We start from the raw sequence: 16,288 nt of genomic DNA, 5'->3' as shown, positions 1-16,288 counted from the left end.
GCCCAATTCAAGATTGTGTTATCAAGGCGAAACTCGTCAGCCTTCGGCTATGCGGCCCGGAAGTCAACGTTACTGCGCTGGGCAAACCAGGTTAACGTTTCCGTTAACGCCTGCTTCATGGGCGTTGGCTGAAAATCGGGAAATAGTGACTTTACCTTCTGATCATCGAGTACAATCGTATTTTCGTAGAGATAAAGCATTTCGTTGACTTCGCGCATCACGGGCATAATGAAGCCCAGGGCACTCAGTAAAAAGCGACTATACACCTGAACCTTCGCAGGCCGTCCCGTTAATGAGCTGATCTGATTGAACCAGGCCCGCATCGAGGATACGGTAGTGCCCCCGTAATTCCAGACTTCATACGAACCGGTTACCGGTTGTGACCGTCTGTCCCACTCCCACAGGAGTAGCCGGACGATAAGTTCGGCGGCATCGGGTGTATAAACCAATTGATGAGGAATATCGGCGTTCACAATCCAAGGAAGCGCTTTACCCTTGAGCGCGTTTTCGAAAATCGGCCTGATGCCGTCGTTCAGGACGTTAGGACCCCAGAAATCCGGCAACCGAACATTCATAACGCGGCATTTACCCGCGCTGGCAGCTTGCTCCAGCAGGGCTTCGATCTCGACACGTAATTGCCCTTTTCGAGTGCAGGGATTGGGCTGATTATCCTCCCGGATCGGTTCCGTTACGAGGCCAAAATTGTAGACATTACCCGGAAAGATAATCACCGAACGGGCCTGTCGAGCCGCGTCGATCACGTTGTTCGTTACCCTGTCCATATTCCCGAACCACTTGTCGTACGGGTAATTGATCCCATGAAAGATAAAATCCTTACCGACAGATAGGCGGCTCAGCAAGGCGGCATCCTGTACATCGCCTTCAACAATGGTGAGGGCGGCCTGCTGCTGAAACAACGCTTCCGCTTTGGCCCGATTGCGAACCAGAATAGTGACGGGCAGATGGTGGGCGAGCAGGTTGGTCGTTACGGCATAACCGATGCTGCCGGTTGCGCCCAGAACAAGCGTAGTTGGTAATTCGTTCATGTCTTTCGTACGTCAGTTTGTAGGTAACAAAAGTCCGGCTAATCCGCCGGGTGGTCGCTGACGAACGACGCAAATCGACTGACCAAACGCGAAAATCTGAACACAACGACCAGGGCATATTTGCCGGAATTTGCCGAACCAAGCGTTTTTTTTCGTTTCTTCAGGAAATGGATTGGCCAGGCGGCAGGCGATTATTGACTGTCAACGGCCTACTTATAGACGAATCAACCGATCAATGAAAAAACAGCTTACTCACCTTGTTTTTACACTACTCATCTCCAGTTCAGTACCAGCGCTTGCCCAGCAGCATACCGAACAAAAACACGATAAGTACATCTGGCCCAAGGATGTTCAGGTCAAACAGAAGCTGGACAACTGGCAGGATATAAAGTTTGGTTTGCTGATGCACTGGGGCACCTACAGCGAATGGGGTATTGTAGAATCGTGGTCGCTCTGTCCGGAAGATGAAGGCTGGTGCGAACGAAAAGGGCCGCATTCGGCCAATTGGTACGACTACAAAAAGGCGTACGAAAACCTTCAGACAACGTTTAACCCGGTTAAATTCAACCCCGAACGCTGGGCCAATGCCGCCAAAGGAGCCGGCATGAAATACATGGTCTTTACGACTAAACACCACGACGGCTTCTGCATGTTCGATACTAAGCAGACCGACTACAAGATTACCGATGCCAAAACTCCTTTCTCCTCGAATCCGCGCAGCAACGTAACGAAAGAGATTCTGGGCGCTTTTCGGCAGCAGGGTTTCATGGTGGGCACGTACTTTTCCAAACCCGACTGGCATACCGAAAATTACTGGTGGCCTTATTTCCCTCCGAAAGATCGAAATGTGAGCTACGACCCAAAAAAACGCCCCGATCTCTGGAAAAAATTCAGCGATTTTACTTACAACCAGATCGAAGAGCTAATGAGCGATTACGGAAAAGTAGATATTCTATGGCTCGATGGCGGCTGGGTTCGTCCGTTCAGCAGCATCGACTCGACCATTAGCTGGCAACGAACCATCCCTTATAATCAGGATATAGACATGGCGCGCATTGCCGGTATGGCTCGTCGGCATCAGCCGGGCCTGCTGGTTGTTGACCGGACGGTGCCGGGCGAATTCGAGAACTACGTAACTCCCGAACAGTCAATTCCTGACCACTACATGCCTATTCCCTGGGAAAGCTGCATGACTATGGGCAACAGCTGGTCGTATGTTCCCAAAGAAAACTTCAAATCGGCCCGGAAGCTGGTACAAACACTAGTGGACATCGTTGCCAAGAATGGCAATCTGTTGCTCAACATCGCCCCCGGTCCTGATGGCGAGTGGCACGAGGAAGCCTACCAGCGCCTGCAGGAAATTGGCAAATGGATAGTCGTGAATGGGGAGTCCATTTACGGAACCAAACCGCTGGCGCCTTATCGGCAAGGACAATGGGCCTTCACTTCGACCGGCAAAGCAGTTTATGCTTCCTACTTACCGACAGATGCCGAAAAGCAACTGCCGGCCAGCGTAACCCTTCCTGCGCTTACGGTTGCTCCAATGGCCAAAGTGACTGTTCTGGGTGCTGCTCAATCGCTCAAAATGGCCAAAACGAAGGACGGGCTTAGCGTTGTCATTCCCGATAAAGTCCGTCAGCAACTAGCCGGGCAACCGGTTTGGGTCTTTAAAATTGGGTAGTTGGGAAGGATATTAATCGCTTACAGCGTTTCCAGGCTTGTGTGTTTGAAACTATCGGTATACTTCAGCCCGTAGCCCAGCATCCGATCCATGCTCGAATGCGCGAAGAGGATGATACCCGCCAGCATCAGAACTTGGTTGCCTGTCATCAAGCCCAGTAGTCCAATCACGATACCCAGGCCTTTATGATGGGCAATGTTGTACAGAACGGCCCCAATGGCCGGATTGATCAGGTAGCCAATCATGCTCACATCGGGAATCAGGATCAGGGCAGGAAACCACCACCAGGTAAAATTCAGGTGGGAGAACAGGTAAATAGCGGCCAGAAACTGGATTACTTCTTCGGACTTCAAGAGCGTTTTCATGTGCTTGTTTGTAAGTAGTACATGACAAAGGTCCGACACAATGGGCGTCTGGTCGCTGACGAAGCATGCAAATCGAGTGACCAATTACGAAAATCTAAACAAACAACGGCCGCTAATCACATGACTAGCGGCCGTTGTTGTGAAAGCGTGTGGGATCTCAGTTCGTTTACATGAAGTCAGCTTCTTAAAGCTGACTCGGAAGGTTCCTCAGAACCGACTTCCCTACTGCCGAAATTCATCTACTCCTTCAGGCTTTTCAGGTAGGCTATGCTTTTAGGCATTTGCTCATATTCCTTATTACTCTCATCTTCAATGTAATAGTGCTTAACACCCGCTTTTTTGGCTAAGCGTATAATTTCCGGAATGTTTACCTGACCATCGCCCAGCGTGACATCGTTTTCGGGAGGGGTTCCACCAGTGAGATCTCCTTTAACGCCTTTTTTGAGATCTTTCAGGTGCATCAGTTTATAGCGACTCCCGTACTTTCTCAGTAACGCAACGGGGTCAGCGCCACCGTGTTGCGCCCATAGGATGTCCATTTCGAAGGAGACGTACTGAGGATTGGTATTCTTGACGATGTAATCATACAGCGTGCCATCTTCGTACGGATGAAACTCGTAGCCGTGGTTGTGGTAACAGAACGTCAGCCCGTTTTCTTTCAGCACTTTGCCTACCCGATTGAAATCCTCGACGGCTTTTTTGGCATTGTCGAGGTTGAAATTTGCCTTCTGGTGAGGAATCCAGGCGACCATGACGAACGAAGCGCCCAGTTCCTTCGCTTTATTGACCACCTCCATCGGGTTTTTCACAATATCCTCGTAACCCGACCCCGTAGCCGAAATTTTGATACCGCGCTCATCACACAGTTTTTTAAATTCCGCGCCCGTCATTCCTTTAGGGGCACCACCTTCCATGTCGGTAATGCCCAGCGCTTTGATGGTATCTAAGGTAGCAATGACACTCTTGGGAAAACTAGCCCGGTACGTATACGACTCAACGCCAATCGGGAAGGTATACAGCGGCTTGCCTTTCTGGGCAAAGCTATCGGTCATACCCAGGGCTATTGTTGTGGCTAAGCACAACGAGAAAACGGTTTTTTTCATGATTAAGGGTTTTGCTTTTTACTCCTGGTCTCTTCCTGAGTATACCCAAAAAATGCTGGACTCCTCTTATAAGACGACAACACCCCGAATTTTACTTATCATTTCCGGCCACCTCTTTGCCCATGTCAGCAACCCAGGCCCGGCTTTCATTTACCAGAATGCGGCCCCTTCCCACTAGGTTAGGCGCGAATTCACAAGTAGATCGGTCCATGGACAGCCTCTTTTTATCATGCAACGACGGACATTTATTCAGAACACAGGTTTGCTTACTGCAGCCCTCAGCACAGCCGGGTCGGAGCTATTGGCTTCGTCGCCCCAGCAGGCAGTAACGAAAAACAAACTGCCCAAGTGGAAAGGCTTCAACCTACTCGATTTTTTCTCCCCTGACCCGGCCAACAGTCGGCGGGCAACGACAGAAGATCACCTGAAATGGATGCAGGACTGGGGCTTCGACTTTATACGGCTCCCCATGGCGTACCCTTACTATCTCAAGTTTGACCGGAGCCGGAACATCACACCCGATGAAGTGTACCAGATTGATCAGCAAGCCGTTGACCGGATCGATCAGTTGGTTTCGCTGGCCCACAAGCATAACCTGCACGTCAGCCTGAACCTTCACCGGGCACCCGGTTACTGCATCAATGCCGGATTTAATGAGCCGTATAACCTCTGGACCGACAAGGCGGCCCTTGATGCGTTCTGCTTCCACTGGGCGATGTGGGCCAAACGGTATAAAAACGTATCGTCAACAAAAATTAGCTTCGACCTGCTGAACGAACCCAGCATGCGAGCCGACATGAACGATCAGCATGCCAAACGGAGCAGCGTGCCGGGCGAGGTCTATCGAAAAGTGGCGCTGGCCGCTTCCGAAGCCATCTGGAAAGAAAACAAAACGCACCTCATTATTGCCGATGGGAACGACACGGGTTCGTCCGTGATCCCGTCCATTGCCGATCTCGACATTGCGCAAAGCTGCCGCGGCTACAATCCGGGGATCATTTCTCATTATAAAGCGCCCTGGGCTAACAAAGACCCGGAGCACCTGCCGGAACCCAAATGGCCGGGGCAAGTGGGCGACAAATACCTGAGTCGGGCCATGCTGGAAACCTTCTATCAGCCCTGGATCGAGTTGGTCAACAAAGGCGTAGGCGTTCACTGTGGCGAATGTGGCTGCTGGAACAAAACGCCCCACGGTGTTTTTCTGGCCTGGTTTGGCGATGTCCTGGACATCCTGTCGACCAACGGAATCGGGTTTGCTTTATGGGAATTTATCGGCGACTTCGGCATTCTGAACTCGGGCCGCACCGACGTAGCCTATGACGACTGGCATGGCTACAAGTTAGACCGGAAACTGCTAGATTTGATCAGGAAGGTATAAACTTGTTTGTCATTCGATTCTCGTCAGGGTATTCTGCAGAACACACTTGCCTGCTGGCCTACTTTAATTCTACTGATTCGCAATAAAAAAGGCGTCTTCTGACTGGGAGACGCTTTTTCTATAATATTTATTCCTGCATGAGGCAACAAAATTCTTCTGATTATCAATAGCTTACATACTACCCAACGTATATCTTCCGAAATAAGTAGATTCAGGCTGTAATGTTCAGTCAACTCAGTCGTCTTTGTCATTGAAATGGATCTACAAGCCTTCAAACAACGAATACTGCCTGTTCAGGGACGCCTTTTTCGGCTGGCGCAGTTGTTTCTACGCAACCGCGAAGAAGCCGAGGATACGTTGCAGGATGTGTTGCTACGGCTGTGGACGAATCGACAACAGTTGGATACCTATCATAGCGTTGAAGCGCTGGCGGTGCAAATGACCAAAAACATTTGCCTGGATAAATTGAAAGCCCATGCCCGACAGAAAACCACCAACGGACCCGACCTACCGGAGGTACAGACGGATGCGGTTTCGCCTTACCAGCAAGTGGAATTTGCCGACAGTGCCGGGCTTATGCATCGGTTGATCAACGACTTACCGGACCAACAGAAATTTATTCTTCACCTGCGCGATGTCGAAGAATATTCATTCGATGAGATTGAACAGGTTACCGGACTTAGCATCAATAATATTCGCGTGATTTTGTCGCGGGCTCGTCAGCGTCTGCGCGATAATTACCTAAAAACCAATGAATATGAAGCAGGACATTGAAAAACTGCTGGAGCGATATTACGAGGGAGAAACGTCGTTGGATGAAGAAAAACAGTTACGCCAGTTTTTCCAGCAGGATAACCTACCGGCGCATCTAGAGACCCATGCCGAACCGTTTCGCTACTTCGTCGATGCCCGAAACCAGCACCCTTCCCTGGCCTTTACAAACCAGCTGGCGGCTAAACTGAACCCGCCCGAAACTAGCCAATTTCGTAATCTGACAAGCTGGAGCCTGCGGCTGGCAGCTAGTGTAACGCTACTCATTCTGGGGTTCGCCGGGGGCATCGTTTACAACAACTGGCGGGCCGATCAGGCCAATACAAACCTGGCCGACTCGGCGCCTGCTCAGGAAATGAAGAAGGTGCTGGCGTTTGAGCAACTGCCTAAAACCTCAGCCAGCGAACGCATTCAGGCGGTTAATCAGAGCTATGAACTCAGCCAGGCCGATCAGGCCATCACGCAGCTACTCATTAACACCTTAAACTTCGATGCCAACGTGAATGTGCGCCTGGCAGCCTGCCAGGCCCTGGCTCGCTTCGAGAACGAGCCCGATGTGCGCGATGCGCTCATTCAATCCCTCCAGATTCAGACAGACCCCAATATTCAGATAACGCTTATCGAGATTCTGGTCGCCATCAAGGAGAAACGGGCGGTCGTTGAAATGAACCGGCTAGCCCAGAATCAGCAGTTGCTCGATGTGGTGCGGCTTAAGGCAAAAGAAGGCGTCAGCCGATTGAAACGGGCACAAAACTCACCTTCATAAATCAGTTCATTGTACCCGGCGGCCTGACTTAACCTATTCGCTTAACTAGCGCCATAAATAGCCGGAAGCCGTTTGGTACAACGCATAATGTATTAATCAAACCAACAAATCATGAACAGGATTCTTCTGTTGAGCGCCAGCTTCTTGTGTAGCTTAACCACCCTTCAGGCCCAGGAATACAAAACCAAACTAGCAAATGCCAAAGACCGGAAAGTGACCATCGAGATGGACGCGGCTTCACTCAAAATTGAAGGCCACAACAGCGACGAGGTTATTATACTGGCTTCATCGGGCTACGAGGCCCCACCCGAACGCGCCAAAGGGTTAAAACCGATTTACAACACGAACGTCGACAATTCGGGCATCGGCCTGTCCGTAACGCCCGAAAATGGCGGTCTGAGAATTGAAAAAGCAACGCGCAAACAAATCAAGTATACCATTAAGCTCCCCCGCAAAGTGGCGCTGCTGTATCAGGAAGTAAACTGGCAGGGCTCGAACGTCAGCATTGCCAACATGGACGGCGACTTGGAGATCAAGACTAACAATGCATCCATGGACCTCCATAACGTGACCGGGCCCGTTGTTGCCAATACGATTAACGGGGAGGTTAAAATAGTTTACTCGACCTTGAGCCAGGAGAAACCAACGGCCATCTCGACAATCAATGGCCCGGTCGATATTACACTTCCCGCCAATACCAAAGCCAATCTGAAGCTCCGATCAATCAATGGGGAGATGTACACCGATTTTGACCTGGGCGTGAAAACAGCAAAGGATGGCATGTCGAAAGTTGGGGGGGGCCACGACATCGATGGCACCACAAACGGCGGTGGTGTTGAGATGCAACTCAAGACGATTTCCAGCAACATCTATATCCGGAAACAAAAGTAATTCACATCTACCCGCTTCACGATCATGAAAAAAAGTCTGCTTCTGATTCTGCTTGGATTGCTCATCCGCCCCACCTTCGGGCAGAAAATCATTGAGAAAACGTTGCCCGTCAGCAGCGGCCAACTCGTAAATCTCAACCTGAAATTTGCCGACAGCATTCGGGTGCGCTACTGGGATAAACCAACGGCCATGGTACGCATTTCCGTTACGATCAATGGGGGTAAACTGAATGACGCGCTGCTGGTCACCACCGGTTCAACCGCCGGGGAAGTGTCGCTCAAAACCGATTTTGACCAGGAGATGATCAAACAGGGCAAACCGGAAGATTGTCCTGGTCAGCATCACTCCTGGAACAGCGGCCGCGATGGTAGCCGGTACACGCTGTGCAGCGAACTCAACTATCAGGTATTTTTGCCCCGGCAGGCCCAACTGGAACTCGAAACCATCAACGGCAATATTGATATTCGGGGAGCCACAGCCCCCGTATATGCCAAAACCATCAGTGGTTATGTCGACATGGGCTGGCCAAAAGCAAAAGGAGCGAATGTGACGATGAAAACGATTACGGGTGAAGTTTACTCTAACCTGTCCATCGATTTTAAGAATAAGAAAGAGAAAAACCCCATTGTAGGCTACCTGCTCGAAGGAACGCTAAACGGAGGAGGACCGACCGTTCGGCTGGAGTCAATCAGCAACAACGTTTACCTGCGGGAGAACGATTAACCGCCATAAAAGCTATTTTCCGAACAGGAGGGTTGTGTGCACACACAACCCTCCTGTTCGTTTGTGAAGTACGGATTCATTACTCATCAACTGGTCCGTGTCCTCACGGCTCAGTCAAGAGTCTGTACCATAGACTGCGTTTGCTCAGACAAATTCACGCTAGTTGGTTAGACATGTTCTCCAACCGGCTTTTAGTAGCTAACGTCTCGTAAACCGGCTCACTCAATAGCCTTCCCCGTATGAATTTCCCTGGTATTCCTTATTGTTTAGGCCTACTGCTGCTTATTACACCTTACCTCTACGGGCAACCGACGGATAAAGGTGATCGGATCACAGGCCCCAACTTTGCCACACGAAGCCCTGTACTGGCTCGTCATGGAATGGCGGCTACCAGCCATCCACTGGCCACGCAGATTGCACTGGATATTCTCAAACAGGGCGGAACGGCCGTCGATGCCGCGATTGCGGCCAACGCAGCCCTTGGCGTTATCGAACCGAATAATGGCGGCATTGGTGGCGACTTATTTGCCATTGTCTGGTCGGCCAAAGAGCACAAATTACATGGCCTGAACGCCAGCGGCCGCTCGCCAAAAGGGTTGACATACGATGCGCTAAAGACCGTATTGGGAAAACAACCGACGATTCCACTCTACGGCCCGCTATCGGTGTCGGTGCCGGGGGCGGTGGATGGCTGGTTTACCCTACACCAGCGTTTTGGCAAGCTGCCCATGCGTACCCTGCTGGCGCCAAGCATCCGATACGCCCGCGAAGGCGTACCCGTTCCCCAGGTGATTGCCTACTCGTGGCAGGTAGCCGCTGCCCGGTTAGCCGCCAGTGAATCCATCATTCGGGAACTTGACAATTTTCGCCGTACGTTTCTACTAAACGGCAAAGCGCCCATGGAGGGACAGATTTTCCGGAATCCAGACCTGGCCGATACCTACGAAAAAATAGCGATAGGAGGGCGGGATGTTTTTTATAAAGGAGCCGTAGCCGATGCCATGGATCGCTACGCGCGTCGGACCGGCATCTACCTCCGAAAAGCCGATTTGGCCGCTCACCAGAGTACCTGGATTGATCCCATCTCGACAAATTACCGTGGATATGATGTCCATGAATTGCCCCCAAATGGGCAAGGAATTGCCGTTCTGCAAATGCTCAACCTAGTGGAAGGCTACGACCTGAAACGGATGGGCCATAATAGTGCCGATTATTTACACCTGCTCGTCGAAGCCAAGAAGCTGGCCTTTGAAGACCGTGCCAAATATTATGCCGACCCCGATTTTGCCAAACCGTCCATCAATTGGTTACTCACCAAAGAGTATGCCGCTAGCCGCCGGAAATTGATTGATCTTCAGAAAGCATCCAGCCGACTCGATGCAGGAGACCCGGCCCTGCGGGCTGGCGACACCGTCTACCTGACCGTAGCCGACGACCAGGGCAACATGGTGTCGCTCATCCAGAGCAACATGCTGGAATTTGGAAGCGGCATGGTGCCCGACGGGCTGGGTTTTGTCTTTCACAATCGGGGCACCAGCTTCAATATGCAGCCGAGTCATGCCAATGTCTACGCACCCGGCAAACGCCCCTTCTCCACCATCATTCCCGGTTTTGTCACTAAAAATGGGGAGCCATTCCTCAGTTTTGGGGTTATGGGCGGGGCAATGCAACCTCAGGGGCACTTACAGGTGCTTTGCAACATCATCGACTTTGGCATGAATGTGCAGGAAGCGGGTGATGCAGCCAGGTTTAGTCACTCGGGCAGTAGCGAACCCATTGGCACGCTCATGACCGATGGTGGCCGACTGGCCCTGGAAAGTGGTATTTCGCCACAAGTCCGGCTCGATCTGGAAAAACGGGGGCATCAGTTGGCTTCCACAGATTTCTTTGGTGGGTATCAGGCTATTCAGTGGGATACTATCAATCGAATTTACCGGGGTGCCAGCGAAATGCGGAAAGATGGACAGGCGGCTGGCTACTGAACACGCACTTCATCACCAAAATGGGATGGCTGGGAGCCATCTGACAGGTAATAAATAATGAGAAACTATAGGCTGGCTTCCTTTGAGAATCCTATAGAAAGGGCTACCATTTAGTAAGTAACAAATTTAATGGCGTCAGCTTGGTTAATTGTGGCATAGATTTAGCCATTAATTCGTTTAATAAGCAATTTACATTAACTCAATTAAACGTTATGGCAGCTCTTGCAGATAGGATCGCGAGTTTTTTTAGTGGCAACGACTCTACCACCGACGAAGGGTTACGAGACTTGTTTATCAGCGAATTGAAAAGCGTTTATTACAGTGAAAAGCGGGCCGTCGATGCCCTCGGCGACCAGGCCGAAGCCAGCACAACGGACGAAGTAGGTACTGCTTTTCTAGCGCATCAGGAACAAAGTCGCCTTCAGGTAGAGCGATTGGAAGAAATATTTAAAATTATTGGTATCAAAACCGAAACGCGCACAGCCGACGCTATCGACGGACTTATCAGTGATGCCAAGCGCGTGGTAACGGACACGGAATCGGGCTCGCTGACGCGGGATGCCGCGCTCATCATTGCGGCTCAGAAGATTGAGCATTACGAAATTGCTGCTTATGGCTCTCTACTTACGTTAGCCAAAATGCTCGACTTCAACCAATCGACCGAGTTGCTGGCCAAAACGCTGGAAGAAGAAAAAGAAACCGACAAAAAGCTGACAATTCTGGCCGAGTCATTCGTCAACACACGGTCGAAGGAGGAAGAAGAGAGGCACCCCGGCAGCCATCATGAGAGCCGCCACGTAGGGCACAGTACTGACTCAAACGTTACGTTGGGTGGGCCACTTGGCGTGTAAACGAAGAAGTATGGTTTGAAACCAGAAGAGCCCGGTCATAACCGGGCTCTTCTGGTTTCATATCTGTATAAAAGCGCTGCTACTGAATTGTCCCGTTTCTATGCTTTTTCTTCGAAAGAATTGGTGTGCTTTCGGGTGGTTGTCGATGGTGTGTCGCCTGTTCATAGGCGTACACTAACTTGATGAGGGTTGGTTCGCTATAGGGTCGGCCGAAGAACTGCAAACCGGCAGGCAGGCTACCGTAGGTAAAGCCCATCGGTACCGAAAAAGCGGGAAATCCCGTTGGTGGCGACAAGGCATTGTTGTTCGTGCCAGACGGTGTATTCAAATCTCCGATCAGCCGGGGCGGATAGCTAAACGATGGATACACCAGCACATCGACCTGCGACGAATCCATCGCACGCAGCAACAGTTGACGTAGCCGTTCGCGTAAGGCTAGGTTCTTCCCCCACCCTTTATGGGCTTCGGGTGCCAGGGTGTCGGCCTGGGCATCGAGCAATGATTTCTCGAGATAAGGGTGAAACTGCTTCGATTTAATGATGGACGCCAGTGTTTTATGCGGAGCATTAGGCCCCAGGTTAGCCAAGTATAGATTAAAATCGCGCCGTAACTGTGGGATGGTATCGAACGATTTGTTGATCGTATCCAGCTCAGGCACGCGCACCGAGTCGATCACAATAGCGCCAGCAGCCCGAAGCTCATCCAATGCCTTGTTGAACAGGGCGTACACCTGTGGATCTGAATTTTTGGGCATAATCATCTGCCGAAATACACCGATACGAGCGCCTTTCAGCCCATTTTTATCCAGAAACTGCCGGTACGTCGGGGGAATCTTACCCTGACTTTGCCTGGTCACGGTATCGGCTTTATCGTAGCCCACAATCACATCGAGCACGCGAACCGCGTCTTCGACCGTTCGGCAAATTGGCCCGCCGGTGTCGTTGGTCATCGCCAGCGGAGCAATTCCGTCCCGGCTAACCAGACCCAATGTTGGGCGGAATCCAACCAGGCTTTGGTGGGAGGCTGGCCCACGAATAGAGCTTCCGGTATCGGTACCCAGACCGATGGTGCCAAAATTAGCGGTCACGGCGGCTGCCGTTCCCCCACTCGATCCCGCCGTTGTGCGCTTGGTATCGTAAGGATTCCGCGAATATCCAGGCAAAATGGAGCTGACCGAAAACTGCCCCGACATGGCAAACTCGGCCAGGTTCGACTTGGCAATAATGATCGCTCCTGCTTCTCGAATTCGTTTGATGACAAAGGCATCGTCGGGCGGAATCGACTTCTTCATAGCCAGTGTCCCATTGGTGGTCGGCATGTCGTAGGTATCGTAATTGTCTTTCACAATAATGGGAATGCCATGCAGCGGCCCCACCAGTTTCCCGGTTGCTTTGTAAAGCGAGTCGAGTCGTCGGGCTTCGGTCAGCGCCTTGGGATTCACCATAATGATGGCGTTTAGGTACGGCCCCTGTTTATCATAAGCCTCAATCCGGTCCAGATACAGTTGAACCAGTTGCTCGGCGGTTACTTTACCCGCCTGCATGGCTTCGTGCAAGCTGGCAATGGTTGCTTCCTGCAGGTGTTTAGCTTTAAATGCCTGGGCTCCACATGGGGCAACAGCTGCTGCATAAACAGCAAAAAGACAAAGTAAGTATTTCTTCATTTAGCCAAATAAAGGATAACTTTACCCTCGTTACGATGATTATTTTTCATAATAATAACTACTTATGCCAAATAAAATCATAACGACTACGAATAATATAATTTCATATCTCTTTTAGCACGTTTTATCCCTTACGCTCACCTCATGAAGCGAAATCGTACTTTACTCACGCTGGCTTTTGTAGCCGCTTACTCCACTACCCTCCCCCTGATAGCTCAACAAATCAGCAAAAAAAACCCGACAGTTGCCGGAGTTGACAAACGATACATTGACGAGGTAAAAGCGCTGGGCGACCAGCCCGCCGTGAAAAAAGCGTTTCAGATTTTCATCGATCTGGAACCGCAAACGAAACAGGATCACCTGAATCTGACCGAAACGCCGTCTCCCCCATTTAAGGAAGGGGTACGGGCCAAGAAATATGCCGCCATGCTAAAAGAAGCGGGCGCCGATTCCGTCTGGATCGACGAAGTAAGTAATGTGATCGCCAAACGGAAAGGACGCTCCGGCAAGCGAACAGTTGTGGTCGAATCACACTTAGATACCGTTTTCCCGGAGGGCACAGATGTAAAGGTTAAGTATAAAGGCGATACGCTCTACGCACCGGGTATCGGCGATGACACCCGCGGGCTGACCGCCATTCTGGCCGTTTTGAAAGGCATGGAGAAAGCATCTATTGAAACCGATGCCGATGTGTTATTTGTGGGTGCCGTGGGTGAGGAAGGCTTGGGCGACCTTCGTGGTGTTAAACATTTACTACGGAAAGGAAGCCAGAAAGTCGATTCGTACATCGCCGTTGACGGCGATGGTATTCAGACAATTGTTCATCGGGGTCTGGGCTCGCATCGCTATCGAATCACGTTCAAAGGGCCCGGTGGGCACTCGTATGGCTCGTTCGGCATTGTCAATCCGCACGGGGCTTTAGGCAAAGCCATTCATTACTTCACAACGGAGGCAGATAAGGTTACGCGACAGGGCGTGAAAACCACCTATAGCGTCAGCGTTGTTGGTGGCGGCACCTCCGTGAATGCCATTCCCTACGAATCGTGGATGGAAATAGATATGCGTTCCGAAAGTCCCGAGAAACTCAATGAAGTGGACCAGCTACTGCAGACGGCGGTTCAGCGCGCGTTGACGGAAGAAAACGGAATGAAACGGCAAGGTCCTGACCTCACCGTCGACGTTAAAAAAATTGGCGACCGGCCATCGGGAAAAACGGAGCAGACAGCGGCCATCGTGCAGCGGGCCATGGCCGTAGCGTCCTACATGAACGTAACTCCTCAATTGGAAGTAGCGTCCACAAATGCCAACACACCTATTGCACTGGGTATTCCGGCCGTAACCATCGGTAGCGGAGGCATTGGTGGAGGAGAACATTCGTTGAACGAATGGTGGCTGAACGACAAAGGATATCTGGGTATGCAGCGGATTCTGCTGCTGCTACTAGCCGAAGCCGGACTGGACAAAGGCGTTACAGGAGCCGGGGCGAAATCGGGTGCCCGACGGTAAAGAACTGTTTGACTGAATCGACTGGCTCACAGTTGATTCAGTCAAACAGCCGCCAGGCTTTCCGGTTGTTGAACGGGTAAATACACGAAGAAGGTAGATCCTAGACCAAGCTGGCTACTCGCCCAGACTATCCCCTCGTGGTTAGCCGCTATTTTCTCGCAAATAGCCAGACCAATGCCGGTGCCGGCATATTCACGCCGACCATGAAGCCGCTGAAAAACCTGAAAAATACGATCCAGGTATTTTTCATCGAAGCCAATGCCATTATCCACCACATCGATGCGATGGTAAGCCGAAGCCGTTCGAGCAGGTTTCACCGCAGGAGGCAAATCAGTATCCCGGATGAGTTGAGCGTTTATCTGAATTTGGGGGACAATCGGAATGCCCGATTCATCCACCCGGCGAAATTTCAACGCATTGCTCACTAAATTCTGAAAAAGCCGCCTTAGCTGGGCATGATCGCCAGCGAAAGTCGGTAATGCCCCGACGTCCACAGTTGCGCCGGTTTCCTGAATCACCAGGTCCAGATCGAGCAGGGCCATACTGACGGTTTCGTTAAGTGAGATAGCAACGCGCGCATCGCGCCGGGTCGATATGCGGGACAGACTCAGCAAATCCCGGATCAGGGTTGACATTCGGCTGGCGGCCGACTGCATTCGATCTACGTAGAGTCGTTCCTGCTCCGAGGCCGACGTAAACTGACTCTTCAATAAATCGCCGAACTGTTGAATTTTACGGAGAGGCTCCTGTAAATCGTGGCTGGCTACGTAGGCAAACTGCTGTAAGTTCTCGTTGGACCGACTCAGCAACGCATTCGCTTCACTAAGCGATTCGTTGGCCATGGTTAGTTCTTTTGTTCGGTGTCGCACCTGCAGGTCTAATTCAGACGAAAGCGTTCGATAACGCTCCTCGCTCTTTTGCAAAGCCGCATTCGCTTTTCGTAATTCGAGCAGTTTCACAACCTGCTGCGCCAACACCTTCAAGGCATCCAATTGCGTCTGATCCAGCGTTCTGACCTTTCTGTCGATAACACACAGGGAGCCCAGTGCGTGACCACTTGGATCGACCAAGGGCATTCCGGCGTAAAAAACGATATGGGGATCCCCCGTCACCAGCGGATTGTCAGCAAAACGAACATCCTGACGCGAATCTTCAACGATCAGGGCTGTACTTGGGTCAATGATGTTATGTGCGCAAAAGGCAAACTCGCGTGGAGTCTCTTGCTTATCCAGCCCACGCGCCGACTTAAACCACTGTCTTTTGTCGTCAACGAGACTGATTAGGGAGATTGGTGTTTGACAAATAGCCGCGGCTATTTGTGTAATGTCATCGTAATCAGCTTCAGGAAGGGAATCGAGTATATCGTAACTTCTCAAGGTTGCTAACCGACTACCTTCCTCGATCGGGGTGGGCGGGTTACCCATAATGTAATCTAATCTAATATTGGTAGTAACTAGTGTATGCCCACTTTGTTTCTATAGCCTACAGTAATCATCTGATTAGTCTATAAGCAACTTACCTACCGGTTTGTTCATACGACACCAAAATATGTCAAACGATGG

At 51.0% G+C, this 16,288-nt stretch carries 15 protein-coding genes; 10 read left to right on the top strand and 5 right to left on the bottom strand.

The genetic code is table 11. From position 1 onward, the window contains the following. Positions 1-47 precede the first annotated feature (47 nt). Complete coding sequence (locus ACYU8Y_RS00690) at positions 48-1,046, bottom strand: NAD(P)H-binding protein (protein WP_460933158.1); 999 nt, start codon at positions 1,044-1,046, stop codon at positions 48-50. Between the two features lie 235 nt (positions 1,047-1,281). Between ACYU8Y_RS00690 and ACYU8Y_RS00685 the strand changes: the two genes are divergently transcribed. Beyond that, entirely contained in the window at positions 1,282-2,727 is a 1,446-nt protein-coding gene (locus ACYU8Y_RS00685) for an alpha-L-fucosidase (RefSeq protein WP_460933156.1), read from the top strand. Positions 2,728-2,747: 20 nt separating this feature from the next. Here the strand turns inward: ACYU8Y_RS00685 and ACYU8Y_RS00680 are convergent, their stop codons facing one another. Together ACYU8Y_RS00680 and ACYU8Y_RS00675 are read right to left on the bottom strand one after the other, a co-directional pair. Continuing rightward, complete coding sequence (locus ACYU8Y_RS00680; protein WP_460933154.1) at positions 2,748-3,092, bottom strand: DUF4260 domain-containing protein; 345 nt, start codon at positions 3,090-3,092, stop codon at positions 2,748-2,750. 239 nt (positions 3,093-3,331) lie between these two features. After that, positions 3,332-4,195, bottom strand: coding sequence for a sugar phosphate isomerase/epimerase family protein (locus ACYU8Y_RS00675; protein ID WP_460933153.1), 864 nt, complete (start codon positions 4,193-4,195; stop codon positions 3,332-3,334). On the opposite strand from ACYU8Y_RS00675, the gene ACYU8Y_RS00670 reads away from it, so the two are divergent. From ACYU8Y_RS00670 to ACYU8Y_RS00635, 8 genes are all read left to right on the top strand, one after another. After that, positions 4,194-4,373 (top strand): hypothetical protein, encoded by a 180-nt coding sequence (locus tag ACYU8Y_RS00670; protein ID WP_460933151.1) that lies wholly within the window; start codon positions 4,194-4,196, stop codon positions 4,371-4,373. The two genes, ACYU8Y_RS00675 and ACYU8Y_RS00670, sit on opposite strands and share 2 nt — an antisense overlap. A gap of 51 nt (positions 4,374-4,424) precedes the next feature. Beyond that, positions 4,425-5,573, top strand: coding sequence for a glycoside hydrolase family 5 protein (locus tag ACYU8Y_RS00665; RefSeq protein ID WP_460933149.1), 1,149 nt, complete (start codon positions 4,425-4,427; stop codon positions 5,571-5,573). Between the two features lie 255 nt (positions 5,574-5,828). Continuing rightward, positions 5,829-6,347 carry an RNA polymerase sigma factor gene (locus ACYU8Y_RS00660; RefSeq protein WP_460933147.1) on the top strand — a complete coding sequence of 173 codons (519 nt, stop codon included), beginning with the start codon at positions 5,829-5,831 and terminating at the stop codon, positions 6,345-6,347. Continuing rightward, positions 6,331-7,110: a HEAT repeat domain-containing protein gene (locus ACYU8Y_RS00655; protein ID WP_460933145.1), complete on the top strand. Its 780-nt coding sequence runs from the start codon at positions 6,331-6,333 to the stop codon at positions 7,108-7,110. The genes ACYU8Y_RS00660 and ACYU8Y_RS00655 overlap by 17 nt, the downstream gene beginning before the upstream one ends. Before the next feature lie 111 nt (positions 7,111-7,221). After that, positions 7,222-8,001 (top strand): DUF4097 family beta strand repeat-containing protein, encoded by a 780-nt coding sequence (locus ACYU8Y_RS00650; protein ID WP_460933143.1) that lies wholly within the window; start codon positions 7,222-7,224, stop codon positions 7,999-8,001. A 24-nt stretch (positions 8,002-8,025) separates the two neighbouring features. Further along, positions 8,026-8,724, top strand: coding sequence for a DUF4097 family beta strand repeat-containing protein (locus ACYU8Y_RS00645; protein ID WP_460933141.1), 699 nt, complete (start codon positions 8,026-8,028; stop codon positions 8,722-8,724). Positions 8,725-8,963: 239 nt separating this feature from the next. Continuing rightward, positions 8,964-10,706: a gamma-glutamyltransferase gene (gene ggt, locus ACYU8Y_RS00640; RefSeq protein ID WP_460933139.1), complete on the top strand. Its 1,743-nt coding sequence runs from the start codon at positions 8,964-8,966 to the stop codon at positions 10,704-10,706. A gap of 212 nt (positions 10,707-10,918) precedes the next feature. Beyond that, positions 10,919-11,557, top strand: a complete 639-nt coding sequence (locus tag ACYU8Y_RS00635; RefSeq protein WP_460933137.1) for a YciE/YciF ferroxidase family protein — start codon at positions 10,919-10,921, stop codon at positions 11,555-11,557. A gap of 79 nt (positions 11,558-11,636) precedes the next feature. Here ACYU8Y_RS00635 and ACYU8Y_RS00630 read toward each other — a convergent pair whose 3' ends face one another. Next, the gene (locus tag ACYU8Y_RS00630; RefSeq protein ID WP_460933135.1) at positions 11,637-13,220 is read right to left on the bottom strand and encodes an amidase family protein; all 1,584 of its coding nucleotides are present in this window, start codon (positions 13,218-13,220) and stop codon (positions 11,637-11,639) included. A 144-nt stretch (positions 13,221-13,364) separates the two neighbouring features. On the opposite strand from ACYU8Y_RS00630, the gene ACYU8Y_RS00625 reads away from it, so the two are divergent. After that, a complete protein-coding gene (locus tag ACYU8Y_RS00625; RefSeq protein ID WP_460933133.1) occupies positions 13,365-14,726 on the top strand; it encodes a M20/M25/M40 family metallo-hydrolase in 1,362 nt (453 codons plus the stop codon). Positions 14,727-14,767: 41 nt separating this feature from the next. On the opposite strand, the gene ACYU8Y_RS00620 is transcribed toward ACYU8Y_RS00625, so the two are convergent. Further along, positions 14,768-16,150 carry a sensor histidine kinase gene (locus ACYU8Y_RS00620; RefSeq protein WP_460933131.1) on the bottom strand — a complete coding sequence of 461 codons (1,383 nt, stop codon included), beginning with the start codon at positions 16,148-16,150 and terminating at the stop codon, positions 14,768-14,770. Positions 16,151-16,288 lie beyond the last annotated feature (138 nt).

It is taken from the genome of Spirosoma humi, assembly GCF_054776575.1.
The sequence above is the reverse complement of the archived record's forward strand: the minus strand, read 5'-3'. Positions and strand labels throughout refer to the sequence as shown.

Excerpts from the sequence above, each read along its gene's own strand:
- ACYU8Y_RS00690 (WP_460933158.1), bottom strand. The coding sequence starts at position 1,046 with ATGAACGAATTACCAACTACGCTTGTTCTGGGCGCAACCGGCAGCATC.
- ACYU8Y_RS00685 (WP_460933156.1), top strand. The coding sequence starts at position 1,282 with ATGAAAAAACAGCTTACTCACCTTGTTTTTACACTACTCATCTCCAGT.
- ACYU8Y_RS00680 (WP_460933154.1), bottom strand. The coding sequence starts at position 3,092 with ATGAAAACGCTCTTGAAGTCCGAAGAAGTAATCCAGTTTCTGGCCGCT.
- ACYU8Y_RS00670 (WP_460933151.1), top strand. The coding sequence starts at position 4,194 with ATGATTAAGGGTTTTGCTTTTTACTCCTGGTCTCTTCCTGAGTATACC.
- ACYU8Y_RS00675 (WP_460933153.1), bottom strand. The coding sequence starts at position 4,195 with ATGAAAAAAACCGTTTTCTCGTTGTGCTTAGCCACAACAATAGCCCTG.
- ACYU8Y_RS00665 (WP_460933149.1), top strand. The coding sequence starts at position 4,425 with ATGCAACGACGGACATTTATTCAGAACACAGGTTTGCTTACTGCAGCC.
- ACYU8Y_RS00660 (WP_460933147.1), top strand. The coding sequence starts at position 5,829 with ATGGATCTACAAGCCTTCAAACAACGAATACTGCCTGTTCAGGGACGC.
- ACYU8Y_RS00655 (WP_460933145.1), top strand. The coding sequence starts at position 6,331 with ATGAAGCAGGACATTGAAAAACTGCTGGAGCGATATTACGAGGGAGAA.
- ACYU8Y_RS00650 (WP_460933143.1), top strand. The coding sequence starts at position 7,222 with ATGAACAGGATTCTTCTGTTGAGCGCCAGCTTCTTGTGTAGCTTAACC.
- ACYU8Y_RS00645 (WP_460933141.1), top strand. The coding sequence starts at position 8,026 with ATGAAAAAAAGTCTGCTTCTGATTCTGCTTGGATTGCTCATCCGCCCC.
- ggt (WP_460933139.1), top strand. The coding sequence starts at position 8,964 with ATGAATTTCCCTGGTATTCCTTATTGTTTAGGCCTACTGCTGCTTATT.
- ACYU8Y_RS00635 (WP_460933137.1), top strand. The coding sequence starts at position 10,919 with ATGGCAGCTCTTGCAGATAGGATCGCGAGTTTTTTTAGTGGCAACGAC.
- ACYU8Y_RS00630 (WP_460933135.1), bottom strand. The coding sequence starts at position 13,220 with ATGAAGAAATACTTACTTTGTCTTTTTGCTGTTTATGCAGCAGCTGTT.
- ACYU8Y_RS00625 (WP_460933133.1), top strand. The coding sequence starts at position 13,365 with ATGAAGCGAAATCGTACTTTACTCACGCTGGCTTTTGTAGCCGCTTAC.
- ACYU8Y_RS00620 (WP_460933131.1), bottom strand. The coding sequence starts at position 16,150 with ATGGGTAACCCGCCCACCCCGATCGAGGAAGGTAGTCGGTTAGCAACC.